This is a genomic window from Brachymonas sp. KE5 (genome assembly GCF_057773645.1).
The window spans coordinates 1564048-1585554 of the sequence record NZ_CM173463.1; the positions used below are offsets into that span (position 1 = coordinate 1564048).

The following is a 21507-nucleotide window of genomic DNA, read 5'->3' on the forward strand; positions in this document are numbered from 1 at the left end:
ATAAACAACAATAGGAGAAATAAAATGATAAATGAATTCAAAGAACAATTATTTGATGAGCTTTCAATGTCCAGCATGAATAATGAAATCACAAAAGACAAAGTAGCTGCTTTTTTTAATCATGTGGAGGAAAACGCTGCTTATTTCAAAAATAAAGGGACATTTCTTTCAATGTATCTCAAATTTTTAGAGCACTCAAACTTGGAAAAGTATTTGACCGACCTTGCTGATGCTGGCGAAACTGGAGTTATCGCCGTTCAACTGCTAAACAATACTTTCTTTGATTTGACTGATGTAGGCGACTTAGACACAGTTATCAGCAAATACATTCTTATTAACGACGAGGCAGACACAGCCGATTACTTTAACGGAATGAAAACAAACGACCCACTCAAGAAATTCAATATCTATGAACAACACTTTGGGAAAGATCACGACAAAATAAAAAGAATAGGTAGCTTAGTGTTTGATTTGGATGAGTATTCTCAACTATCTTGTTTTGACAAGAAATTTTGGAATGAAAACCAACACGATTATGAAAAATTCTCGCTAAACGGAAAGCTCACCGTCAATCTCAATAAGAAAAGTCAAAAAATCAGAACTAGGAAAATTTAAGAAAGAACAACTATGACCAACCTATCAAAACAAGTGGCGCGAGTCGCCACAGTTGCCCGAAACAGGACAGAGAAACAAGTCATTGAGGACTTGATGCAGATGTATTGCAACCTCTTGACCGAGCCTGCATTCATTGAGAAAGCATTCCCCAACACCCTCTACAGATTTGGCAAAAACTTTCGCCAAGAACTCAGCTACTACAAACACGACCCCAAAGCATGGGACGAGCTCCAAAAGCTCTCTCAAATGTTCTTGCAGACCGTGGCCGAGGCAGAGCCTTTCACTGACCACATGACGAGCCTCTACGACATGGAAATCAAGGGAGAACGTCTTGGACAGTTCCTAACACCGCCCGACCTGGCCGAAATGATTGCAGAGCTACAGATGACCTCAAGCACTCTCACAGAGGCACCAAGCAGGCCCTACACCGTGGGCGATGACATGGGTTGTGGTGCAGGCAGTCTCTTGCTTGGGTTCATTCGTGCAGTGTTGAGAAAACACGGCAAAGGAGCCGTCAGCATGCTCAATGTCCGAGCCAACGACCTTGACCCTGAGATGGTCAAGATTGCCACGGTTCAGATTGTCTTGAACTCATGCATCCACCGAATCCCCTTGCATTCATTCCACATAGACAACGCAAATATCTTGAGTGAATACGTGGCTATGCAGGAGGGCAAGCACCTTGGCTATCACTGGCTACCCAACACCAATGACAGGTTCTACCAGGCACACCACAGGGCCACAGGAACAGAGGCAGCTATCAAGGCTTTGGACACCGAGAAAGAGCCAGCTTGAGCCACCTACACCACAAAAACGCCACTGTCAACAATCTCAGGAGGTTGCAAGCTTTGGCGCTTATTTTGAGCCGAAAAAATAAGATAACAACATCAAACAACGAAAGGAAAAGACATGAACGAACAACTCAAAATCGTGAACAAGAAAATCAAGCTCTTGAATGAGGTTATGAAAATCAATGGACTCTTTGACAAAGACAAAAGCCATTATCCAACTCAACGCAATGCAACTATGGCATTTCAAAATATCGTCAAAGAACAAACCAAGATGATGTTTGTTTTTGCAGAAAAGGAAATCATGCACATTGCCAAGTTCTGCCGAGACATGTTTTTCAATCAGCCCGTCCAAGTCAAGCGCAAGGTTGTCAACGACAGGCTTATCAATATTTGGATTGTGGAACCAACCACAGGACATGTCTGCCCTTTGAACACTCAAGTCTTTCTCAAGATGTTGGAGAAAATCAAAGTATGAGAAAAAAGAAAGCCCCAACAATTGGGGCTAACTTTGAGACAGGAAAATGACTAGAACTATAAAACCACTAAAGCACCATAAAAGATAATGTCAACATTTTTTTAGCCAAAGTATTGACATTATCTTTTATTTTAGTAATTTGTATTACATTGAACTACAAAACAAGGAAAAAAGATGAAAAAGAATAAATCAGAAACACCACGCTCAACACGATACACGACAAAGCAAATGGAATACTTTCAAATGCTTGAGGCAATAGAAATTAATGTGAGCGAGTGGATACGAGCAGCAGTAAAAGAAAAAATGGAAAGGGAAAGCCATTTAATTTCAAACCGTGCAACAGCAAACTAAACAATAACTTAACTTACACCAACGCTCTATCTTTGAAAGGAGACGAGCCAAAAACAATAAAGGAATATCTATGACAACAACAGTTGCTACCCCTGCCGCCCACACCGCAGCACCAATCTTGACACCTGAGCAGATCGCAGCAGTAACACAAGCTTTGAGCAAGGCTGACGAGAAAAAAGAGACTCAATCTATTGAATACAAGTATGTCTTTCAAGTCACAGGAAAAAATGAACTTGGAGCCGACAAATACTTGCATTGGGACTATCACAAAGACGGACAAGTGCTTTTCCGTTGGAACAATGAATATTGGCAAGAACAATCTGAGGAACTTGTCAAAGAGCAGATTGCCGCCTGGTTGCGCAAGCACCATCCTCTTAAGTTCAACAGCAAGAACTTGAACAGCATTTACACAATGCTTGTCGCCACAGTCAAAAGCTTTGACTCAGTATTCATTAAAGAAATCATTATCCCAACTAAAAAGCATTGGCTTTTGATTGATGAAATTACAGGCGAGATTACAGCTATCAAGCCAACCAAGAACTACCCTATTCGCAGTCAAATTGACATGGTTGTAGAGAAAGCAGGCCCATTCGTATTGCCTAAAGCTAAACCTTTCCCACCAAAGAAAGACGTCTACTTTCACAAGTTCATTGAGTCCTCTTTGCCACAGAAAGCAAAGCGTGAGCTCACACAAGAATATTGTGGCTACAGCTTGACCAACACTGTCAAAAAGCAAGTCATGCAGATGTGGATTGGCAAAGGTGCAAACGGCAAATCAGTGATGATTTACCTTTTGGGCAAAGCTCACACAAAAGCAGTCTCAGTCAATATCAGCACCGTTCACGAATACAACAATCATTTGATTGGTGCAACCATGATTTATTGCACCGAGACAAAGAAAACAGGCTTTGACCAGGAATTTGTAAAGCAAGCCGTTTCAGGTGATGTCGTAGAACTTAGAGGCATTTATGCCAAAAAGCAAAACTCTGCTTTGACTGCAAAGTGGGTCATGCTTATGAACCAAATGCCACGCATTGACGATTTTTCAGACGGCCTTTTCCGTCGCATTCAATTGATTGATTGGGACGTGCAATTTGACGGCAAGAATGGAAATCCCGAACCGATTGCAGACCTTGAGAAAATGATTGCAGAAAAAGAGATGCCAGATTTCATTATTTGGTGCTTGCAGGGCTTGCAGCGTCTCATTCAAAACAAATGGAAATTCACAGCTTGCACCGAGACTGAAAAAGCTTTGGATGATTGGAAAAACAGTGCTGACAAGGTGCGTTTGTTCTTGTCTGAGAAAAACTACCAATACGACAAAGAGCAAAAGCAATCCACAAGCAAAAAGAAAATCTTTGACTACTTTAATACATGGGCAGACGAGAACAACTTTGAACAAATGAACTCAACAACCTTTTGGATGCGAGTTGCAAACGTGTTCTCTGAAATCAAAGCCGATGGAGAAAAGAAAGTCAATGGAGAAAGAGTTGTCTTTCTCAAAGCAAAACCACAATAAGAAAGGGATGAGGCATGAGTTATACATTGCTCACAGATGAGGAATTTTACAAGCAGGAGAAACAAGACAAACTTGACCTTGATTTGTTCAGAAAAGTAGTAAATCAAAGCTGCAAGAAAATGCACTTGATTTACAAGCTCTTGGATAAAGGTGCAAATCCCATGAGGTTTGATGGAGAGATTATTAAACTCGCTCTCACTCAAACAGGCTTTAGCCATAACTACTTGGAATTTGTTAATCACTGCTATGAGAACTACCAAGATGTCAAAGACTACATTCACAAAGACTTTGACTTAAAGATTGCTTTGGCAATGCCGGTCTACCATATCAACGCATTGCTTTTCATCATTAATCACACGGAGCGAAACCTAACAAAAGAGGACAGGCAAAGGCTAAACAAAGGCCCTGAAAATCTCAGAGTCGGCAATGAGCATGCAATCCAAGAAATCAACCAAGCTCTCGAAAAACGAGACTTGAGAGACAAGTTGCTTGTCAAGAGCCGAACCATGCCCAAAAGAACCACAACAAAAAAAATGAAAATCTAAGGAGAAAAATAATGATTGATTTTGACGAATTTGACCCATTTGGCCCCGAGGCCGGTTTTAAAAAAATAACACCAACCCAAGCAGAGCAACTTGTCTCTCTTGCAGGCGATGACAAATTGGCAGAGTTCAAGGCTCTACAGGCTCAACTCATTGAGGCCAATGACCAGGACTACGACATCAGGCAGTGTCTTGAGGCAGCTATTGCCAGCAGTGCCGCCAATGTCCGCAACGAGCTCATTGAGGTTCAAGGCGTCAAGCCTGGCTTGAGTGAGTGCCATACAGCCATGAAAAACGGCCAATGGGAAACTTTGGACTACTTGCTTTCCCACGGTGCAGACCCGCATGAGGACAACGACATGCTTATCCACCTTGGAGCAGGTTACAACCAAGTCAAGGCTCTTGAGGTTCTTGCCAAGCATGGTGCGAACAACTACACCCCACTTATCAACGATTTCATTACCTCAAACCAGAGTCAAGCAGCCCTTTACATGCTTGAGAACGGAGCAGTTCCAAATACTCAAACCTTGGAGCGTGCTTGCAAGATTGAGAACTTGACCATTCTTAGGCACTTGCTTGCAGACAAAGGAATGGTTCCAACAAAAGAGTTCATTCAAAACATGCACCCTCGCTTTGTTGAGGCAAAACACCTTTTGACCAAAGCTTATCAACAGCATAGTTTTCAAAACAAGATGCCACCAAGAACAAAAGCAAAGCCCCAATCAAAAGGCATGAAAATTTAACCAAGCCCCTATCAAGGGGCTTTTTAATGGCTATTGATTTATTTTTGTTTTTTCGTATAACTATAGAACAACTATAAAGGAATAAATATGAATAAATCAGTTCACACAATCATTAGAGAAAACATTGATGCTGACAATGTAGAGAACTTGAGAACCTTGTCAAAACAAGGTTGGACCTCAGACATTTTCACAAGAGAGAACCTTGAGCATGCAGCAGTCAAAGGCTCAGTAGAAAGCACTCGCTTGATGGCGAACAGCCACTATCCAACCATGACCCATGACGCCAAAGTAGATGCCATGTTTGCCGCGTCCAAGGCGCACCAGGTAGGAACCGTTATGGAGCTCAACAAGGCAGGCGTCAGCCTTGCCTATGCGATTGGTTCAGTAAGCGACCACGAACGCGACAGAGGCTTTGTGCAGGCCATCGTAGACACCGGCTACCACCCAACAGCCGAGGACTTGCACTTTTTCCAAGTGGCAGGCAAGGACACCGCCATTCAGGCCATAGCGACCCGCGACAAGGCAGAGCAAGACCTATACAAAGAGGCATTCTTGAGCCTTGTGACCAGCGATATAGCAGGCTCAGACCTTAAGCCCGTGACCACCATGCTTTCAGCAGCAGCCCAAGGCACCGCAGCCCACATTGACTACCACGTAAGCCAAGGGGAACAGGTCAATCACAACTACATCTTGCAGCCTCTTGGCGTGGCTCTATGGCATGGCAAAGACGACACAGCCCAAGCCCTTATCAAGCATGGTGCGAATGTAGAGCCTGCCTACATTCAAGTAGCAGAGAAATACTGCAAGCCTGACACCGTGAATGCTCTTAAAACCGCTCAGAAAGAGCAGCTTGAGCAGCAGCAGTCTCAACAGTCCTACAGCCCACCAAAACGAGCCAAATCCACAAAGAAAAGCAGAGGAATGAGCATGTAAAACCGGCTTGTCAATGAAAGGGATGGATGGAATGCAAAAAGCCCCAATCAAGGGGCTTTTTCTTTGGTGCAGTTGCTCACTTTCTGCGAGGTGCTTTGAGGGTTTCCCACCCGTCAAGTTCATCGTTCAAGAACTTGGTTTGAGGATGCTTTGCAAGAACCCGTGCTTTGTTTTCAGGAGTGGGCAGCAGGTTCCAAATGCTATAGCTAGTGGCAACACCATGCTCATCAAGCTGAGTCTCATCAGCGACGAGCAGAGCTTTAGCAGCCTTGTTTTTGATTTTCTTGATGCTCAGTTCATAGTCAATCAAGGCACCGATAAAGCAGCCCTCCGGTTCATATTTCATGTCAGGATACTTTTCTTTGGAAAAGGCAATCAATGCCGTTTCGTCCTCTTTGCTCAGGTGGTAGTTGACAGGTCCACCGTCCGCATAGTCTGCAATTTCTCCCAATGCTTTGCCGTCTTTGAACAAGGTTGCATAGAACCCATGACCCTCAGAGCCACGGGTTTCTTTGATACCAACAGCACGATAGCCACCCAAGAAAGTTTTGATTGCATCAATCATTTGAATCACTCCTAAAGAATTAAGTAAGTGAAACGATGTTAGCGTACTCTTTTCTCTTTAGGTCAACATCAATTCATTGTTTTTGTTTAAATGACGCACCCAGGCGACCACCAGGACAAAGCCAGGAGGCAATCAAGTCTTTTCAAATCTCAAGGATATCAAGAGCAAGCCAATCTCTTGATTTTTTCCATTGATTTTGTATAACTTTAAAAAGGAGCTACAACAATGAAAAATCTACGCAGGAATATAGCAATCACAAGTAAAAGAACAGGCAGAGTAGTTCGCCTTGACATGCTCATCGCCCGCAACTACCAAAGCCCTCATGATTTTCAAGAGTTCCTGATAAGACTCTACATGTATGATTTCTCAGTCTATCAAGCCTACTCACAGCTTTTGTTTTTGTATTTATCAAAGAACCCCGACAATTTGCCTGCTATTGAAATCATGGAGAACCTGACAGTTCTATCCACCATACAAGTCATGTTCATGGTCAGAGACATGCACGACAAGGCACAAGAAAACCTAGAACACCAAGAAATGCAAGAGTTCATTCAATCTCTTTCTAAGCACAAATAAACAAGCCCCGACAAAACGGGGCTTTGTTCTTTCTTGCTCTTGATTTTTCTTTTGTTTTTTGTATAAGTATTAGGTATAGAGGCTCTATACAAATACAAGAAAAAAGGAGCAATAACATGAATTCATTTGAAAAGACACTGAGCTTTAACGACAAACTAAAGACACCAGCACACAAAATCATTGCCAAGACTTTCGGCTACGCTTTCAATAGCGAGGTCAAGACTTTCATACTCAACGACCTAGCTTTAGACCAAAGAGCAGGCATTGACTCAAGGGTTGATTTCCTACCCTCACAGGTCAGTTTCTCTATCCAAGAGAAATACAGAACACACGACAAGCTCAAATTCAAGGACTTTACCCAGGAGCTCTACAACGCTTATGGCACGGAGTTTCAGAACCCCGGCGAGTTCATGCACCTCTATTGCGACTACTACTTTTACGGTTGGAGCAACGAGGCCGAAACCGGCTTTTCAGAGTGGTTCATCATGGATGTGAAAGCCTACAAAGCCCTTGTTCTTTCAGTAGGCGGATTGAACAACATCCCTCATGTCAAACAGGTTCAAAACACCACCTATGGCAAAGCCCTTTTCTACACAATCCCTTTGTCATTTTTAAAGCCTGCAATCATGTGGGCAAGTGCCAATCTTGCAAAAGAACTCAACGCATAAAAGCAAAAGCCCTACATGAGAATGCAGGGCTTTGCCAATAATAAACAATTTTAATAACACATTTTAAGAATAGAACAAAAGGGAATTTGTTCATACTTTATTTATACGAAAAACAAAAACGAATGTCAACATCTTTTTTATCTTTCGCTATTGATTTCTTTCTATAGTTTTGTATAACTATATTATCCAACAAGAAAAACAAGGAGACAAAAAATGGATACAAAGAGCGTTAAAAAGCACCCAATCACATTGAAAGAAATCAAGAAAGCAGCAGTCTTAGTAGTCGGCCATGCAAATGCTTTGGCATACAGACTAAAGCTTGAGAAAGACATGCACAACGGAGTCAATCCCTATCACTTTAAATTGACCTTGACCGTCTACCACAAGAACAGAACAAGCAACTTGAAATATGAGTTCTATGCAGACACAAAGAAAGGACTCATTGTGAACATGCTTAACTTGAACAGCATTGACGAGTTTGAGGCTTGTTTCGTGCCACCTTTCGGAACAATCTAAGACGGCAACAGAAAAAAACCAAGGCCCACACAGGGCCTTTTTCTTTGGCGAACAAAAAAGCCACCTTTGACAGTGGCCTTTAAGTGATTTACATACAACCCAACGTTGACGGTAATCTAGTTATACGAAATCAAACAACAAAGTCAACGGTAGAGCCTCAGAACGTCCTCAGAGCCGTCAAAGTCAATGTCCAAGTGAGCAACGGCGCCAATGTCCTGCATGTAGCTCAGAACCGCACCAAACCTGCTATCAGCCCTCTTGAGCAGTTCCTTGGGGTAGATGGCCACGAACTCTTGCAGCGCCCTTAGAGAGTCCAAGAGGTCAGCTTGATGCTCATGGCCGAACATGGGGAGGTTCAGACCGATACGAGCAGGCTCTATGTCCCTGCCCTGCTTTAGAGCCATGCGGCCGAGGTGCAGCAGGTAGAACCACCTGAACCCGTCATCAGTGAAATCGCCTTGCTCAAGAGCCTGAGCAAACGAATTGGGCGACCAGTCAGCCACGGCCTCGAGACGGGAACACCCCACATAGAGGCAGTAGGCAATCACAAGAGCCTCAGCTTGTCGCTGACCTGGTGGAGCAGCCTGGAACAGCACCTTGACGAGCTCGCTGGCCCCACCCTCTACAGAGGCCACCACCAAGAGGGATAGAGCCTTTGCAGGCGTGAATTGGTGGATGAGATCCACCCTTGCGAATGTCTCAGGGCTTTTGAGCCTCATGAGGTTCAGGGCAAGCCATTTGGCCTCTAGTGGCACCGACAACAAGTCATCGAGCGACAAGGCAAGGTGTAAATCGTCAAGAGTGCAGACACCAACCGCACTCTCTATGTCATTTCTATCCATGCCTCATTTTATCAAGCCAAGAGACTGCCTTGCTTGATTGCTTTGTCTAGCAGCCGCTCAATCAATTCTCTTTGAGTGAGATTGTGGATAGAACAAAGGGCATCAGCAAAGCCCTTTGCCTCAGCACTCACATTGACATTCAAAGGCTTGAGTCCTGCCTTTTTGTCAGAGTCCCTTTTCTTTTGTTGAGCCAAAGCCAATTGTTCCTTACGAGTCAAAAGACTTGTCCGAGGACGACCGACCTTTGTTTGCATTTCCAACATGACCGTTCCTTTATCTGCTTACTCAATAAATTGATTACAACGTAAACAGATAGATAGATCAACGCATCTACTCAATCTTTTTATGAGTGCGTCAACAAAAAGACGCAGACAAAGGATATCGAATTGAAATTTATTGCCTTTGACTATTGCTTTTTGATTTCTATTTAATAATATAAATAAAGAACAACAGGAGAAATCATGACAAAGGCAATCAATCCAACAATTCAAGATTTTAGAAACAAAGGCACATTCCAATCAAAAGACGAAATCTTTGCGAGACTGCAATTCAATGCCGAGCAACATAAAGACTTGGACGATGAGCTTTTTGATTTCAAAAAGGTTCATACACAAAAAGCAGATGCTCAGGACAGCACAGGGATATATACACCCCAAGAACATTGCCAAGTAGTCATGGACAAAATTAAAGCCCTTAAAGCAAAGACTTTAGATTTTGATTTCAAGAATGACAGAGAAACAAACTTGGAGATTGCCCGACTAGAGAACAATTTGGCGATATTGCACAAGACTTATAAGCAGTCAGAAAGAAAGGCTCTAAGAAATTTTGCAGTAGTCTCATTCATTCCAGCGATTGCAATTTTAATTGCAGGGACGATTTTCTGGATTTCAGACAATGCACATCAAGCCCCTATAGTTCAAATCAAGAATGTTCCTGCTTTAACACCAGAGCAGCAAAAGACTTTGGACACCACTACAAGCAATAAAGGCTCATTGGTCAATGAAACAGAGAACAAGGGCATTACCAAAGCGGAAATGAATGCAATGCTTTTGGATGGAGTAGCAAAACAAATGGCTATGTCTCCAAAGCAGTTCATAGAGCAGACACCACAATCCACCATTGACCAAGTCAACCGTATTGGTCAGATGGTTCTAGAACAAGCAACCAAAGGAGAAAAGAAATGAAAGAAAAACTTACCTTATTGGCTTACCTGATATTGATTGGAGCCGCGACTTATGCAGGCATCGTGTTCATATTAGGAAAAGCAGCAGACTTAATCTAACCCACAACAACGGAGGAAATGGAGATGAGAAACTTTAACCAAATGACAAAAACAGAATGCATCAAGCTAATCAATCGCATGTTTGGCTTTGGAACATATCAAGGCATGTTCAGTGAGAAAGACGATGTAACAACCTTGCGCTCTATCGCTCAAGCTCAATACGACAAATATCTTGTGATTGCAGGAGGCAGATGATGAGAATTAAAGACATGACCCCTGAAATGCAAGCCATGCTCAAAGCACTTAAGAAAGCAAAGAAAGACTATGCAGCAGAGAAAGCTTTAGCACAGAGCAACCCTATCAACTATGAAATGGAGACAACATATTTGATAGACGGCACAGAGCAAAGCATTACTTTGGAGCTTGCAGCCCAAAGCGATTTGACAGCCTGGAAAGAGTCAGACCAATTCTTGAGGGATTTCTATGCAGACGAAAGCATTGAGTTCAAAGGCGCAAATCTTTATCAAAAGCGCCAACTTAAATTCACAACAAACGACAACTATTTTTATATATGGAGACAAACAACATGAGTTCAAAACAGCACTTGAAAAACAAGGCCCAAAGCGGCTACTACAAAGATTACGTCAAGCACTCTGACGAGTCTTTGACAATCAGGGAGATATGGGAAAAAACAGGTAGAGCAGGCTCATTGAGCAACGCCTACTATGTTATTAAGGCAAACAACTTGCCATACAAGAAAGCACCAGCAGGCAAAGGCCACAAGTTCTTAAGTCAGTTGCAGGAGCTTGACACCACCAACATGACAATCAAAGAAATGATGGGAAAGCTTGGAGCCACCTCAAGACATGAATATGTGAGCATTCTCAACACATTGAACAAGCACGGCTTGAAATACAAGGCTCACAAGTTCAGTTCAAGACACGAACGCGAATTGAGATTGATGGACACAGCCAATATGACCGTCAACGAAATCTCAGAGAAACTTGGATATACACAAGAATGGAAAACACACAAGCTCTACACAATCTTGCCCCGCTTAGGTTTGACCTACAAAAAGCAAAAATGAAATAGCCCCGTCAAGGGGCTTTCTCTTTTATGGCTCTTGATTATCTTTTTCTTTTTTGTATAAGTAATACACAATCAAAGGAGAAAAAGAATGACAACAATAACAATCATTTTATTTGGCATGTTCCTAATTTATATAGGAGCAAAGCCACAGAACAAGAACCGCATAAAGCTTGTTCCTGCACCGACAGACGCCAAGATAGCCACAGACCTAGTTCCAAAGGCAATGCACGGCCTCAACGTGCGCTCAAGAGTGGATGGCAAGACATGGCAGCTAATCGCCCACACGGCCCACAACCTCAACCGAATCGCCTACAGGCTGCAACCCGCTCAATGTGAGGTATGCCGTACCAACGGGTTCAAGCAGGGCTTTGGACACGCCCTAGAGGCTCATGAGGAATGGAGCTTTAACCACGGCACCCGCACACAGAAACTCATGCGCATTCGCTCTCTATGCCCTATGTGCCACAAGGCAGTTCACTTTGGATTGGCCGAGAGAGACGGCTATGGGGAGAAAGTCAAAGCCCACATGCAGAAAGTCAACGGCTGGACCGCTGACCAGGTGGAGGCACACATCTACCAGGCAAGGCAGACCGTCAAGGCAATGACAGACATGGGCCTATACAAGCTAGACCTCTCCTACTTGAACAGCGACGACTACAGGACAGCCCACAAGTTCAGGTTCACAAACAACGAAACCCACAATTGCAGACCAAACATTCACTACTAAAACAAGGCCCCTCAAGGGGCTTTTTCTTTGCTCAGATGGATTTCAACTGCCCTATTAGCACGGTAAAGAGAGACGGTCGGGCCGCTCTCAGGACCCAAGCCTCACGGCAATCAATCACAAGAAATTTATCGACAATCAAAGATATCCATTTATCACTTGACTATTGCTTTTATTTTTCTATTTAATAAAGTAAATATAACAACGGAGATAAACAATGCTTACACTATTTAGAAAAGCAAATCACAAGACTGAGCAAGACAATGTGATTGATTGGCTCAAAAATCTTAGCCAAGTGCATCCCATGCTTTCCAAAGAGATTGAGCTTGCCATTGCACATTGGTCAGTTCCCGATTTCAGATTTCAAAAAGAAATGCAAATCAGCATGCCCTCTTACTTTACTGAGTGGTTCGCAAGAGTTGAGCTTGTCGGATTCTATGAAACAGCACAAGGATTGAAACCTTGCACTATGTTCAATGCAGTCAAGCTCATTGACGAACAACTAACACCCGTCGCCATCCACTTTGAATTTACCTACCGATTGATGGACTTGACATTTGACAGACGAATTACTCTAGACCTTGACATTGAGCCGATGCTTAAAGCGGCCAAAGACAACGACTACTACAAACAAAAGGCTGCTTTAACTTTGCGATACCTCACAGCTATCTATGCAGCCAAGATAGCGAGACAACAATTTTTACTTGAAAAAAAAGGAATTAAATATGACAACACAACAACAGAAACCAACACTTGAATTCTTTGGCCGAGAGGGCTTTCTTGATGTCAGCCAGGAGCCTAACTATGGAACCCGAACACTCTACACAGCAGGCATCAATAACTTAAGCAACCTCGACGTATACGACGAGCTGATCGCAGAGCAAGCTCAAAAGGATTTAGAAAAAAGGAAAGTAAATGAACAATAGACAAAATGAATTCTATAAAAGAGCAGTAGAACATGCACTTTCAAAGGGTGGAGTATGCCTATCACAGACCTACAAAAACTCTACTACTAAATTAGAGTGGAAATGCTCACACGCTGAACACGCCTCATGGTTCGCAGTTCTGCCTAATGTGATTGGGAAAAACTCATGGTGCCCACAGTGTGGATTTCAAAAAACAGCCTCATTTAACAGAACAATTGACGGATTAACAAAAGCAATGAATTTAGCTGAGTCCAGAGGTGGCATTTGTCTTTCACATTCATACAATGGAGTATCTGAAAATCTGTTGTGGAAATGCAAAGAGAAAAGTCATTCCGCATGGACGGCTACATACAACAATGTAGTAAATCATAAGCAATGGTGCCCGCTTTGCTACAAGGAAAATAAAAGAGAAATTAGACTTTTGAAAATAGGTTTGCAAAAAGCAATTGACAAGGCAAAGCTGCAAAGTGGTATCTGCCTCTCAACTAGCTACCAAGGTGCGCGAGTAGCAATGCTTTGGAAATGCAAAGAGAAAAGTCATCCAACATGGACGGCCACCTACAATAATGTTGTAAATCATGGTCAATGGTGTCCTCAGTGCAGCAAAACATTGCCATCTGAAAAAAGAGCCAGACTTATATTTGAAATGTTCTTTGGCAGACCATTCCCAACAAAAAAACCTGCTTGGAACAAGAACCCTTGGACGAACTCAAGACTTGAGCTTGACGGCTACTGCGAGGAATTCAACATCGCTTTTGAGTTTGACGGGGAACACCATTTTGAACTGACAAGAGACAAAAAGGTTAAAGACTTAACTTATCAAAAATTCAAAGATGAGCAAAAAAAGAAAAATTGCAATGCAAATGGCATTACTCTTATCAACATAAAAATTCTAGATGATTTAGTTGAGAGGAACGTATTTGAGCTATTTCTAGATAATGTAATCAATGCTTGCAAAGAGAAAGGTTTATCGATGTGCTTTACAGAGGCTCAAAAGCAGAAACTAAAAAACGATTTCTACTCTATCTAGAAACAAAGAAAATCCAACCAATGAGCAAAGCCCCAACAACGGGGCTTTTTCTTTTCCACTCAACCAATGATATCGACTTTAAATATTTATTGCTCAAGCCGTTGACTTTCAATTTCTATTTAATAATATAAGAGTATAACAACAGGAGAAAAAATATGATCTACGCAATTATTGGAATTTTAGGAGTCGCATTTTTCATATTCAGCGGCAAAGCAATTGAAATGCTTGAGGTTGCAGCAGCACACATCTACAACCTTTGCGACAAAGCTTGGAACAAAGCTTTTAACTGAACACAACAACCACACAATAATAAACAACAGGAGAAATCACATGAACGCACAACAACAAAAAGAAAAGTTCTTAAGCCAATTCACATGCAGAGCAACCCAAGCATACGCAGCAATGCTTTATGACTTAGAGGCAGACATGGGCAAGATGGTCAAATTGAATAACAAGGCATCAGACAGAGTTCTTGAAATCGTAGATATATACGACGAAATTCCAGAATCAGAGCTTGCAAAATTTGGCATCAAGTTAGAACCATTGAAAGAGGCAGCATAATGATGAACGACATGCTTTTAAACAAGGAATACTTAGCCAGCCTGATAACTAAGCACCTATCAGAAAACGATACAGCGATCATTGGAAACTTTTTGCTCAAGATTGATAGACAGGACGAAAAAATTCTCTCAATCTACAAGACCACAAGACCTGCCTTTGAAAAGAGATTAACAAGGATCACTATAGGCAAGGTTCTCAAACGTGATAGCTACATATACGACAAGCAAAGAGAAAATGATTTATTGGAATTTCTCTATGCCGTATAAACAAAGCCCCAACCAAGGGGCTTTTTTCATTTCATTCACTCTTGATTTTTCTTGTAGATTTCGTATAACTTGAAAATAAAACCAAAGGAGATAATATGAACGAACAAGAAAAAAAAGACTTAGAAACCATCAAGGAGTTGATGGAAAAGGAACATGACCAAGCCTATTTGGAACAATTCAAATTTTCCATTCTTGCATTACTTGACATCATTGACAACCAGGTAGAGGAACAGCACAAGCAGCGCCTTGCAAACGCCGTAGAGCGCATGAAAGAGACAGACCTACAGCCACTACAGGCCAAGATTGATGAGGCTACCTACGAGCTCCACAAGGATGACAAATACACAGCCACACCGGCTCAAGTTCAGTTCGTAGAGTCTCGCAAGAACAATCTCAACTTGAACAAGTTCTTATCTCGCACAGCAGACAACAGACTCATGACCAACTACCTTATTAACACAAGAGGCATGAAAGTCAGCAAGGAATTGAGAAACAGCTTGCACACCCAAGGCTTTAATGAACTTGTAGAAATGATTGACAAGCTACACGACAAAGACAGACAAGAGCAAAACCATGTCGCTCAACATAAAAAAGCAAAGTCAAAGACTCAATCAAGAAAAATGAGCATGTAATAAACAAAGCCTCAATCAACGGGGCTTTTTCTTTTGCATTGCCCTTGATTTTATTTTCATATTTTGTATAAATAAGAATAACAACAAGGAGACATTATGCTATCAACTATAAAAAAGGCTTTTCAAAGCAATCAAGGACACACTATCAAATCATTTGACGCCTACTACGACGAACACACAACCACAAAGACCGTCATGGTGGACGGCAAGGAAACAGTAGAGAAAGAGGTTTATCTAGCAACCAAATCTCAAATTCTTGAGACTGCATTCAAAGCCATAGAAAACCACAACCTTGAAAGCTTGCAAAAAGCACTTTCTAGACCATTAAAGAATGTTCCAGAGGCAGAGGCTCACTTAGTCTTAGCTACAGCGAAATTGACTGACACCGCCTACTTTGACACCATTCTCAATGCCATAGAGGCACATGATGGAAAATACAGTGCCATGTTCAGCATGGTTGCCCAACAAGGAACTACTAGAAATCTCAAGCACTTGATTGAGCAGCATGGAGGCAAAATTCCAAGCACTGCATTGATTGATGTCTTGGGAGACTTAGTGCAGAACAAACGCACCGAAATCCTTGAGATTGTTTTTAAGGGCTACAAGTTCAAGCTAGGTTCCTTTGAAAAACAGATACTCATTGACCAGACAAAAGGCAATCAAAAGATTGTCTTGGAAAGCATAGCCACAAACAACGAGCTATCACAGCAAGAGAAAGACACAAAGAAAGCATTCATTTTAAACGCCGACAAGTTCAACATACAACTCATCCTTTCAACAGTCTCAGCTTTTGAAACTAGACCCGTCAGCAATCAACCATCAGCACTTGAATTGAGAAAGCTACACCGATCAATGCCTGATAGCTTAAGACAAAAACTTTTCTAAACAACAAAGGCCCAAACGATGGGCCTTTTTCATTTGCTCTTGATTTTGCTTTTCAATTTTGTATAACTAACTCATAACAACAAAAATAAGGAGTAGTTATGAAAATAGACAAAGACATAGTAGACCTTGCTATTGAGGAATTGAAACTCAAAAACGAAAGAGCAAGCATTGCCGCCGTCATGAGATTGACCGGCTACAAATATGTGGACTTGATTGAGGCAGGCTACCAACACCTTGCCCGCAGCTACAACAAGACCAGCAAAACACCCACCTACACCCCACCAATCCCACAGGCACCAAACGAGCTCTTGCGCCTGGACCACACCGTCGACGCATACACAGCCCATATCCGCGACAACTACTTTGCCCACCCTGAAACACTCAACCAGGTGGCACAGGCACTCACAGGCGAGATAGACGGATTTCAGAGCGAGATCTACCGCCAGGCCGTGAACCTCATGCAGTTCAACAAGCAGCTACAGGAGCAGCCGCTTAAGCCTGAGCACTACCTATACCGTGGAGAGCAGCCAAAGGCCACCGATGAGGCTACAGCAGGCCAAGAGCCTCAAACCACATTGAGGACTATCTACCTTGTGGCAAGCGGCAGCATTGTTCTCTACGAGGGCAACGACTTGGACGAGGCAACCGAATATGCGGGAGAACTTTCACACCGCAGAGGTGGCGAGTTCAACGTCTACAAGCTCTTGAAAAGAGTCTCAGTGGAAATCAAGAAAGTTGTTATTGACTGCAAATGAACAAAGCCCCAACACAGGGGCTTTTCTTTTTCAAATAAAGATATCGACTTTTCCTTTTGACTCTTGCTTTTCTTTTTCTATTTAATAAGATAAAGAAATAACCAAAGGAGAAATCATGAAAAAGAACATATCAAAAAAACAGGCAAATCAAATCATTTTCGTTCAAGATGAATTTCAAGAGATTTTTGGAAATGCAACACATTGGAGAATATTGCCGCGTCAGATGGCAACAACTTTCTATCATACAAGTAATGAGCCTAAACCATTGGCAGGAGTTGGCAAGATAGCTCCAAACACCAACGAATCACATAATTTCTTTGATGTGGCAGCGAAAGAAATAACAGAGTTGCTTAGAGCAAGAATGTTGCAGGCAGCTAAAGAAAAACAGGAAAAGGCCAAACATAAGAAAAACGGAGCCGCCTATAAGAACAAGTTCTACAAGAACACTGCCAAAAAATCCAAGGTCAGCCCAATTCTTTCTGCACTGATAGATAAAACAAAATGAAACACCCAAGACAGCCCCGACATAGGGGTTTTTCTTTTTGCCCCATTGCTCTTGATTTTATCTTTTGTTTTTGTATAACTAGATAACAACAAAAGAATGGAGACAACATGAACAACAACAATTCAAAAAGAGACAATGTTGCAGACATACGTGCAATCATTGAGGAACTAGACAAAAAAGGCGAATTGATAACCTCAAAAGCTATTGGAGAACGACTTGGACAAACGGGCGCAAATGTGCATCGCATACTTGTTCAATTCAATATCAATCTAAAGCCATATCAAGACAAGCACAGAGCTAAGGAGCGAATCAAGAAAGCTCAGGAGGACATAGACATTGTTTTCAGACTCAAGCTTGCTGACACTGCGACTCACACCATTGACGAACTCATAGCACTTACAAACTATCAAGGCACCGCCAAAGACTTGAAACGAATCTTGATAGCTCACAAGTTGCCCTACAAAACAAAGTCATGGTTCGCACAGCACTTGAAAAAAGTCCCAACGGCTGACAAGACTCTCTCAGAGCTTTATAGAGAGTGTGAGCTTGACGGCTCTGACATTTCCTTTGCGACTTTCAGAACACGTCTCTATGAGAACGCTATTCCCTACAAGCAGCTTATCAATCGCAAAAATTGGTGGCAAAACCTCAACGGCAAAGACAAGCATGTCCCCCAAGAGGCTATTGACGAGCTACACAGCTATTTCAAAGAAAACGACATACAGCCAACAGACTACACCATGAAAGAGCTTTATGGATACTTTGATTTCAACATGCCTTACCTAGCTTTCAAGCACTTGATGAAAGACCAAGGAATTGAGACAAGCAGAGCAGCCAACTAAGAAAAGCCCCAAACGATGGGGCTTTTTTATTGCAAGACGATATCGTAAATCAATGAATAACTATTGATTTCATTTTTCTATTTTGTATAACTATAAGAACAACGGAGAAAATGAAAAATGAAAAACTTTATCTACACTATGGCTATAGCTTTGCTTGCATTGACAGCAACAGCAGAAAAAGCACAGGCTCAAAAATTAGACTGCGACTCAACATGTTTGGGTGGAGCAATCGGCACCATGACAAGCCAACAGGTCAAGGCTCAGACAGTCTATGCAAACAACACCTCACAGATGGCACCCATAACCTCTACTCAGAGCGTTAGAAATATCATGGCCTCATGTCCAGCAGGCTTGAACTACCAAGGCAGTCCTTACTATCCAAAGAGCCAAGTCATCACACTGACCTACTACAGAAACGGTCAAGTAGTCGGCACTCAAGTCATGCCTGAGAAAGACTTGGACAACGACTGCACCGCGACCCAATACCAAACTTTGCAGTGTCCAGCAGGCCAAACAGGACTTATCAACCAGCAGCGCACAGTGACCACGGGAGACAGCGGCCTTGAGTATTCAGCCTGGCAGACCACCTCCAACACCTGCCAGAGCTCAAGCGGCGTTTGGGTATCCCTTGGATGGCAATACGGCAGCGGCAATCCAAGCCCATACCCTCAATGCAATCTCTACACACTTAGACCAGGTGCAACCTGCACCCCACAAGGCTACAGATGCGCATATCCCGACGACAGAACAACAAAGGTTGCGACATACGAATGCAGATAAAAAGAAAGCCCCAACAAGGGGCTTTTTCTTTTGCTTTGCTCTTGATTTTATTTTCATATTTTGTATAAGTATAAAACAACAACGGAGAACAACAATGAAAAAACATTATGAAAGCGAACATTGGCTTTTACTGCACTTAGTCACCACAGAAAAGACGCACAACAAAATCATGCTATTCAACAATGACATTCACAACAGCATTGTCATTGATTTGAACTTGGCAACCGACAACACTTTTTATCTTGCATTTGACGGCCATGATTGTTTGGCAAGCGAGTTCCCAACAGAGGAAACATACGAACTCAAAGCAAAGATAAGCCTCACTGATGACGATGCAATCTTAGAAATTGGACAGAAAGAAAAGATTTTATTCAAAAGAATAATGCCAAGCCCTTGATTTTCTTTTTCAATTTTGTATAACTAAAACACAACTATGGAGATAAACCTATGACAACATACAATAAAAAAATCGTTATGCCTTTAGCCGACATTGGAGACGGCGGTAAATCTACAACCTTGATTGCTACAGGTGCAGGACTTGAGGCAGCAGGAAAGCCATTTTCAAAATTTGAGGCTGACAAAGACCATCACACTTTCTTTGACACTTTCTCAGCAAAGAACAAGAACGGCGAATCAAAGGACGTTCAAGACTCTGAAACAGGTTGCGTAAAGATTGACATAAACACAGACCCACAAAAGATTGCTGACACCGTAGCGGCTGAATACGACCATGTTTTAGTGGACACCCCTGCACGTTCAATCACAGCAGTCTTTGGAGCATTCGGAGTAGACGGCACACAGCTTTTCTTTGATACCTTAGCCTACAACAACGCTGCACCTTATTTCTTATTCCCTTGGACAGACGATGAGAAAGCAGTAGAGGGCATAGACAAAATTTTCCAAAACCTTGACGGCTTAGACTTTGGCGGCTATGAGGACGGCTTTGTAATCAACATAATCATTTGCATGAACAACGGCTTGATGAATGCAAGCTCTAAGTCTATGCCTGCACAAGCTTTGGCAGCGTTTCAAAAGAGTATTAGCATAAAGGCTATGCAGAACGACCCAAGATTCAATGTTCAGGTAGTGAACTTGAGAACTCAATTGACTCAGCCTGCAATGAATGCTTTGAAAGGCAAAACCATACAACAAGCATTGACAGAGAAATTAGAGCCATCTACAAGAACTCTTTTAATGAGTCTTTTGAATGACGGCAAGAACATAGCCAAGCTTTTATAAGCACCACAAACAAGAAAGCCCCGACAAAGGGCTTTTTCTTTATCTATGCTCTTGATTTTGTTTTTCATTTTTGTATAACTATTAGAACAACGAGGAATGAAAGATGGACTATGCAATTTACTTAAGCACAGCGGCAACCATAGGGGACATAGACGCAGCAATAGATGCCGTGAAACATGGAGCAGACGTCAACCAACAGGACGGCCAAGCTCTCATAGACGCCATAGCGGCAGACGACTTGAGGATGGTGCATGCCCTGGTCCAACTCGGCGCCAACGTCAATCAGCCTCAAGGTGGCCTATGGGGCAAACCTCTTGCAGTAGCTCTAGAACACCGCCACACAGACATTGCCCTCTACATGGTGGAGCATGGAGCCAACAGGCATGAGGCAGCGATCGATCTAGCGATTAAGCGAAACCGCACGGACTACCTGCACACTCTCACAGAGCTTGGAGCCGTCATACAGGCCACACAGGAGCAGATAGACCATGCCTTGACTCACAAGGCCGGTTCAGTGGTTCTCTACCTCTTGCAGCACTGCCACGAGCTCACAGAGGCACAGGTTCTCACTGCCCTACACCTTGGCATGCACCAGGTCATCAACCACCTGACATACAACACCGACTACCTACCCACCAACGAGACACACACAAGCCTCATGGGGAGTGAATTTGAGTGGTTCTTGCATGGCATAGCCAACCGAGAACTCAACAAGACACTCAACCGAGTCATGGCACCAAAGCCAAGGGACAAGCCACACAAGATTTGAACTAAGCCCTACGGGGCTTTTTTCTTTGGGTGGAATGAAACTGCCCTATTGGCGCGGTAAGGAGACACGGGCGAGCCGGTCCCAAAAGCCACCTACGGCCATGAGCTAAGGCAGAAATGAAAAAGCCCCAATCAAGGGGCTTTTCT

Annotated in this window: 33 protein-coding genes; 30 read left to right on the top strand and 3 right to left on the bottom strand. The window is 42.7% G+C overall.

The window, feature by feature from the left end; genetic code table 11:
• The first annotated feature begins 24 nt into the window (after nt 1-24).
• The 8 genes from ACX36O_RS07375 (at nt 25) to ACX36O_RS07410 (ending at nt 5969) form a co-directional block, all read left to right on the top strand.
• Nucleotides 25-615 (top strand): hypothetical protein, encoded by a 591-nt coding sequence (locus ACX36O_RS07375; protein ID WP_241170337.1) that lies wholly within the window; start codon nt 25-27, stop codon nt 613-615.
• A 12-nt stretch (nt 616-627) separates the two neighbouring features.
• The gene (locus ACX36O_RS07380; protein ID WP_488359576.1) at nt 628-1410 is read left to right on the top strand and encodes an N-6 DNA methylase; all 783 of its coding nucleotides are present in this window, start codon (nt 628-630) and stop codon (nt 1408-1410) included.
• A 114-nt stretch (nt 1411-1524) separates the two neighbouring features.
• Nucleotides 1525-1881 (top strand): hypothetical protein, encoded by a 357-nt coding sequence (locus ACX36O_RS07385; RefSeq protein ID WP_488359577.1) that lies wholly within the window; start codon nt 1525-1527, stop codon nt 1879-1881.
• Nucleotides 1882-2055: 174 nt separating this feature from the next.
• Nucleotides 2056-2232: a hypothetical protein gene (locus ACX36O_RS07390; RefSeq protein WP_488359578.1), complete on the top strand. Its 177-nt coding sequence runs from the start codon at nt 2056-2058 to the stop codon at nt 2230-2232.
• Between the two features lie 70 nt (nt 2233-2302).
• A complete protein-coding gene (locus ACX36O_RS07395) occupies nt 2303-3751 on the top strand; it encodes a DUF5906 domain-containing protein (RefSeq protein WP_488359579.1) in 1449 nt (482 codons plus the stop codon).
• A 14-nt stretch (nt 3752-3765) separates the two neighbouring features.
• Nucleotides 3766-4296: a hypothetical protein gene (locus ACX36O_RS07400; RefSeq protein WP_488359580.1), complete on the top strand. Its 531-nt coding sequence runs from the start codon at nt 3766-3768 to the stop codon at nt 4294-4296.
• Between the two features lie 11 nt (nt 4297-4307).
• Complete coding sequence (locus ACX36O_RS07405; protein ID WP_488359581.1) at nt 4308-5036, top strand: ankyrin repeat domain-containing protein; 729 nt, start codon at nt 4308-4310, stop codon at nt 5034-5036.
• Between the two features lie 87 nt (nt 5037-5123).
• Entirely contained in the window at nt 5124-5969 is an 846-nt protein-coding gene (locus ACX36O_RS07410) for a hypothetical protein (RefSeq protein ID WP_488359582.1), read from the top strand.
• Between the two features lie 76 nt (nt 5970-6045).
• Here ACX36O_RS07410 and ACX36O_RS07415 read toward each other — a convergent pair whose 3' ends face one another.
• The gene (locus ACX36O_RS07415; RefSeq protein ID WP_488359583.1) at nt 6046-6534 is read right to left on the bottom strand and encodes a hypothetical protein; all 489 of its coding nucleotides are present in this window, start codon (nt 6532-6534) and stop codon (nt 6046-6048) included.
• Between the two features lie 225 nt (nt 6535-6759).
• Here ACX36O_RS07415 and ACX36O_RS07420 point away from each other — a divergent pair, with 225 nt between their 5' ends.
• The 3 genes from ACX36O_RS07420 (at nt 6760) to ACX36O_RS07430 (ending at nt 8294) form a co-directional block, all read left to right on the top strand.
• Nucleotides 6760-7110 carry a hypothetical protein gene (locus ACX36O_RS07420; RefSeq protein ID WP_488359584.1) on the top strand — a complete coding sequence of 117 codons (351 nt, stop codon included), beginning with the start codon at nt 6760-6762 and terminating at the stop codon, nt 7108-7110.
• A 116-nt stretch (nt 7111-7226) separates the two neighbouring features.
• Nucleotides 7227-7778 (top strand): hypothetical protein, encoded by a 552-nt coding sequence (locus ACX36O_RS07425; RefSeq protein WP_488359585.1) that lies wholly within the window; start codon nt 7227-7229, stop codon nt 7776-7778.
• Between the two features lie 213 nt (nt 7779-7991).
• On the top strand, nt 7992-8294 hold the full coding sequence (locus ACX36O_RS07430; RefSeq protein WP_241170348.1) for a hypothetical protein: 303 nt from the start codon (nt 7992-7994) through the stop codon (nt 8292-8294).
• Between the two features lie 143 nt (nt 8295-8437).
• Here ACX36O_RS07430 and ACX36O_RS07435 read toward each other — a convergent pair whose 3' ends face one another.
• Nucleotides 8438-9136, bottom strand: a complete 699-nt coding sequence (locus ACX36O_RS07435) for a hypothetical protein (protein WP_488359586.1) — start codon at nt 9134-9136, stop codon at nt 8438-8440.
• Between the two features lie 11 nt (nt 9137-9147).
• Nucleotides 9148-9399: a RepB family protein gene (locus tag ACX36O_RS07440; protein WP_241170350.1), complete on the bottom strand. Its 252-nt coding sequence runs from the start codon at nt 9397-9399 to the stop codon at nt 9148-9150.
• A 198-nt stretch (nt 9400-9597) separates the two neighbouring features.
• On the opposite strand from ACX36O_RS07440, the gene ACX36O_RS07445 reads away from it, so the two are divergent.
• The 19 genes from ACX36O_RS07445 (at nt 9598) to ACX36O_RS07535 (ending at nt 21361) form a co-directional block, all read left to right on the top strand.
• Nucleotides 9598-10320 (top strand): hypothetical protein, encoded by a 723-nt coding sequence (locus tag ACX36O_RS07445; protein ID WP_488359587.1) that lies wholly within the window; start codon nt 9598-9600, stop codon nt 10318-10320.
• Nucleotides 10321-10442: 122 nt separating this feature from the next.
• Entirely contained in the window at nt 10443-10613 is a 171-nt protein-coding gene (locus ACX36O_RS07450) for a hypothetical protein (protein WP_488359588.1), read from the top strand.
• A 14-nt stretch (nt 10614-10627) separates the two neighbouring features.
• Nucleotides 10628-10948 carry a hypothetical protein gene (locus ACX36O_RS07455; RefSeq protein WP_488359589.1) on the top strand — a complete coding sequence of 107 codons (321 nt, stop codon included), beginning with the start codon at nt 10628-10630 and terminating at the stop codon, nt 10946-10948.
• Nucleotides 10945-11445: a hypothetical protein gene (locus ACX36O_RS07460; protein ID WP_488359590.1), complete on the top strand. Its 501-nt coding sequence runs from the start codon at nt 10945-10947 to the stop codon at nt 11443-11445. The genes ACX36O_RS07455 and ACX36O_RS07460 overlap by 4 nt, the downstream gene beginning before the upstream one ends.
• Before the next feature lie 90 nt (nt 11446-11535).
• Nucleotides 11536-12174, top strand: a complete 639-nt coding sequence (locus ACX36O_RS07465; protein WP_488359591.1) for a hypothetical protein — start codon at nt 11536-11538, stop codon at nt 12172-12174.
• A 214-nt stretch (nt 12175-12388) separates the two neighbouring features.
• A complete protein-coding gene (locus ACX36O_RS07470) occupies nt 12389-12928 on the top strand; it encodes a hypothetical protein (RefSeq protein WP_488359592.1) in 540 nt (179 codons plus the stop codon).
• The gene (locus ACX36O_RS07475; RefSeq protein WP_488359593.1) at nt 12897-13097 is read left to right on the top strand and encodes a hypothetical protein; all 201 of its coding nucleotides are present in this window, start codon (nt 12897-12899) and stop codon (nt 13095-13097) included. Before ACX36O_RS07470 ends, ACX36O_RS07475 begins: the two co-directional genes overlap by 32 nt.
• Entirely contained in the window at nt 13087-14127 is a 1041-nt protein-coding gene (locus ACX36O_RS07480; RefSeq protein WP_241170360.1) for a PDDEXK family nuclease, read from the top strand. Before ACX36O_RS07475 ends, ACX36O_RS07480 begins: the two co-directional genes overlap by 11 nt.
• A gap of 155 nt (nt 14128-14282) precedes the next feature.
• A complete protein-coding gene (locus tag ACX36O_RS07485; RefSeq protein ID WP_488359594.1) occupies nt 14283-14417 on the top strand; it encodes a hypothetical protein in 135 nt (44 codons plus the stop codon).
• A 40-nt stretch (nt 14418-14457) separates the two neighbouring features.
• On the top strand, nt 14458-14688 hold the full coding sequence (locus ACX36O_RS07490) for a hypothetical protein (protein ID WP_488359595.1): 231 nt from the start codon (nt 14458-14460) through the stop codon (nt 14686-14688).
• A complete protein-coding gene (locus tag ACX36O_RS07495; protein ID WP_241170362.1) occupies nt 14688-14954 on the top strand; it encodes a hypothetical protein in 267 nt (88 codons plus the stop codon). The genes ACX36O_RS07490 and ACX36O_RS07495 overlap by 1 nt, the downstream gene beginning before the upstream one ends.
• A gap of 95 nt (nt 14955-15049) precedes the next feature.
• Nucleotides 15050-15586, top strand: coding sequence for a hypothetical protein (locus tag ACX36O_RS07500; RefSeq protein WP_241170363.1), 537 nt, complete (start codon nt 15050-15052; stop codon nt 15584-15586).
• A 96-nt stretch (nt 15587-15682) separates the two neighbouring features.
• The gene (locus ACX36O_RS07505) at nt 15683-16471 is read left to right on the top strand and encodes a hypothetical protein (RefSeq protein ID WP_488359596.1); all 789 of its coding nucleotides are present in this window, start codon (nt 15683-15685) and stop codon (nt 16469-16471) included.
• 98 nt (nt 16472-16569) lie between these two features.
• The gene (locus ACX36O_RS07510; protein WP_488359597.1) at nt 16570-17226 is read left to right on the top strand and encodes a hypothetical protein; all 657 of its coding nucleotides are present in this window, start codon (nt 16570-16572) and stop codon (nt 17224-17226) included.
• A 115-nt stretch (nt 17227-17341) separates the two neighbouring features.
• The gene (locus ACX36O_RS07515; RefSeq protein WP_488359598.1) at nt 17342-17731 is read left to right on the top strand and encodes a hypothetical protein; all 390 of its coding nucleotides are present in this window, start codon (nt 17342-17344) and stop codon (nt 17729-17731) included.
• Nucleotides 17732-17838: 107 nt separating this feature from the next.
• Nucleotides 17839-18573, top strand: a complete 735-nt coding sequence (locus tag ACX36O_RS07520) for a hypothetical protein (protein WP_488359599.1) — start codon at nt 17839-17841, stop codon at nt 18571-18573.
• 562 nt (nt 18574-19135) lie between these two features.
• Nucleotides 19136-19750 (top strand): hypothetical protein, encoded by a 615-nt coding sequence (locus tag ACX36O_RS07525; RefSeq protein ID WP_488359600.1) that lies wholly within the window; start codon nt 19136-19138, stop codon nt 19748-19750.
• Between the two features lie 50 nt (nt 19751-19800).
• Nucleotides 19801-20592 (top strand): hypothetical protein, encoded by a 792-nt coding sequence (locus ACX36O_RS07530; protein ID WP_488359601.1) that lies wholly within the window; start codon nt 19801-19803, stop codon nt 20590-20592.
• 103 nt (nt 20593-20695) lie between these two features.
• The gene (locus ACX36O_RS07535; RefSeq protein WP_488359602.1) at nt 20696-21361 is read left to right on the top strand and encodes an ankyrin repeat domain-containing protein; all 666 of its coding nucleotides are present in this window, start codon (nt 20696-20698) and stop codon (nt 21359-21361) included.
• The last annotated feature ends 146 nt before the right edge of the window (nt 21362-21507 follow it).

What these genes read in the sequence shown, in the direction of transcription:
- ACX36O_RS07535 (WP_488359602.1), top strand. Translation starts at nt 20,696, where the DNA reads ATGGACTATGCAATTTACTTAAGCACAGCGGCAACCATAGGGGACATA.
- ACX36O_RS07460 (WP_488359590.1), top strand. Translation starts at nt 10,945, where the DNA reads ATGAGTTCAAAACAGCACTTGAAAAACAAGGCCCAAAGCGGCTACTAC.
- ACX36O_RS07520 (WP_488359599.1), top strand. Translation starts at nt 17,839, where the DNA reads ATGAACAACAACAATTCAAAAAGAGACAATGTTGCAGACATACGTGCA.
- ACX36O_RS07485 (WP_488359594.1), top strand. Translation starts at nt 14,283, where the DNA reads ATGATCTACGCAATTATTGGAATTTTAGGAGTCGCATTTTTCATATTC.
- ACX36O_RS07445 (WP_488359587.1), top strand. Translation starts at nt 9,598, where the DNA reads ATGACAAAGGCAATCAATCCAACAATTCAAGATTTTAGAAACAAAGGC.
- ACX36O_RS07380 (WP_488359576.1), top strand. Translation starts at nt 628, where the DNA reads ATGACCAACCTATCAAAACAAGTGGCGCGAGTCGCCACAGTTGCCCGA.
- ACX36O_RS07440 (WP_241170350.1), bottom strand. Translation starts at nt 9,399, where the DNA reads ATGTTGGAAATGCAAACAAAGGTCGGTCGTCCTCGGACAAGTCTTTTG.
- ACX36O_RS07415 (WP_488359583.1), bottom strand. Translation starts at nt 6,534, where the DNA reads ATGATTGATGCAATCAAAACTTTCTTGGGTGGCTATCGTGCTGTTGGT.
- ACX36O_RS07480 (WP_241170360.1), top strand. Translation starts at nt 13,087, where the DNA reads ATGAACAATAGACAAAATGAATTCTATAAAAGAGCAGTAGAACATGCA.
- ACX36O_RS07375 (WP_241170337.1), top strand. Translation starts at nt 25, where the DNA reads ATGATAAATGAATTCAAAGAACAATTATTTGATGAGCTTTCAATGTCC.
- ACX36O_RS07495 (WP_241170362.1), top strand. Translation starts at nt 14,688, where the DNA reads ATGATGAACGACATGCTTTTAAACAAGGAATACTTAGCCAGCCTGATA.
- ACX36O_RS07435 (WP_488359586.1), bottom strand. Translation starts at nt 9,136, where the DNA reads ATGGATAGAAATGACATAGAGAGTGCGGTTGGTGTCTGCACTCTTGAC.
- ACX36O_RS07475 (WP_488359593.1), top strand. Translation starts at nt 12,897, where the DNA reads ATGACAACACAACAACAGAAACCAACACTTGAATTCTTTGGCCGAGAG.
- ACX36O_RS07385 (WP_488359577.1), top strand. Translation starts at nt 1,525, where the DNA reads ATGAACGAACAACTCAAAATCGTGAACAAGAAAATCAAGCTCTTGAAT.
- ACX36O_RS07390 (WP_488359578.1), top strand. Translation starts at nt 2,056, where the DNA reads ATGAAAAAGAATAAATCAGAAACACCACGCTCAACACGATACACGACA.
- ACX36O_RS07395 (WP_488359579.1), top strand. Translation starts at nt 2,303, where the DNA reads ATGACAACAACAGTTGCTACCCCTGCCGCCCACACCGCAGCACCAATC.
- ACX36O_RS07530 (WP_488359601.1), top strand. Translation starts at nt 19,801, where the DNA reads ATGACAACATACAATAAAAAAATCGTTATGCCTTTAGCCGACATTGGA.
- ACX36O_RS07455 (WP_488359589.1), top strand. Translation starts at nt 10,628, where the DNA reads ATGACCCCTGAAATGCAAGCCATGCTCAAAGCACTTAAGAAAGCAAAG.
- ACX36O_RS07490 (WP_488359595.1), top strand. Translation starts at nt 14,458, where the DNA reads ATGAACGCACAACAACAAAAAGAAAAGTTCTTAAGCCAATTCACATGC.
- ACX36O_RS07420 (WP_488359584.1), top strand. Translation starts at nt 6,760, where the DNA reads ATGAAAAATCTACGCAGGAATATAGCAATCACAAGTAAAAGAACAGGC.
- ACX36O_RS07465 (WP_488359591.1), top strand. Translation starts at nt 11,536, where the DNA reads ATGACAACAATAACAATCATTTTATTTGGCATGTTCCTAATTTATATA.
- ACX36O_RS07450 (WP_488359588.1), top strand. Translation starts at nt 10,443, where the DNA reads ATGAGAAACTTTAACCAAATGACAAAAACAGAATGCATCAAGCTAATC.
- ACX36O_RS07430 (WP_241170348.1), top strand. Translation starts at nt 7,992, where the DNA reads ATGGATACAAAGAGCGTTAAAAAGCACCCAATCACATTGAAAGAAATC.
- ACX36O_RS07505 (WP_488359596.1), top strand. Translation starts at nt 15,683, where the DNA reads ATGCTATCAACTATAAAAAAGGCTTTTCAAAGCAATCAAGGACACACT.
- ACX36O_RS07410 (WP_488359582.1), top strand. Translation starts at nt 5,124, where the DNA reads ATGAATAAATCAGTTCACACAATCATTAGAGAAAACATTGATGCTGAC.
- ACX36O_RS07405 (WP_488359581.1), top strand. Translation starts at nt 4,308, where the DNA reads ATGATTGATTTTGACGAATTTGACCCATTTGGCCCCGAGGCCGGTTTT.
- ACX36O_RS07470 (WP_488359592.1), top strand. Translation starts at nt 12,389, where the DNA reads ATGCTTACACTATTTAGAAAAGCAAATCACAAGACTGAGCAAGACAAT.
- ACX36O_RS07500 (WP_241170363.1), top strand. Translation starts at nt 15,050, where the DNA reads ATGAACGAACAAGAAAAAAAAGACTTAGAAACCATCAAGGAGTTGATG.
- ACX36O_RS07425 (WP_488359585.1), top strand. Translation starts at nt 7,227, where the DNA reads ATGAATTCATTTGAAAAGACACTGAGCTTTAACGACAAACTAAAGACA.
- ACX36O_RS07510 (WP_488359597.1), top strand. Translation starts at nt 16,570, where the DNA reads ATGAAAATAGACAAAGACATAGTAGACCTTGCTATTGAGGAATTGAAA.
- ACX36O_RS07400 (WP_488359580.1), top strand. Translation starts at nt 3,766, where the DNA reads ATGAGTTATACATTGCTCACAGATGAGGAATTTTACAAGCAGGAGAAA.
- ACX36O_RS07515 (WP_488359598.1), top strand. Translation starts at nt 17,342, where the DNA reads ATGAAAAAGAACATATCAAAAAAACAGGCAAATCAAATCATTTTCGTT.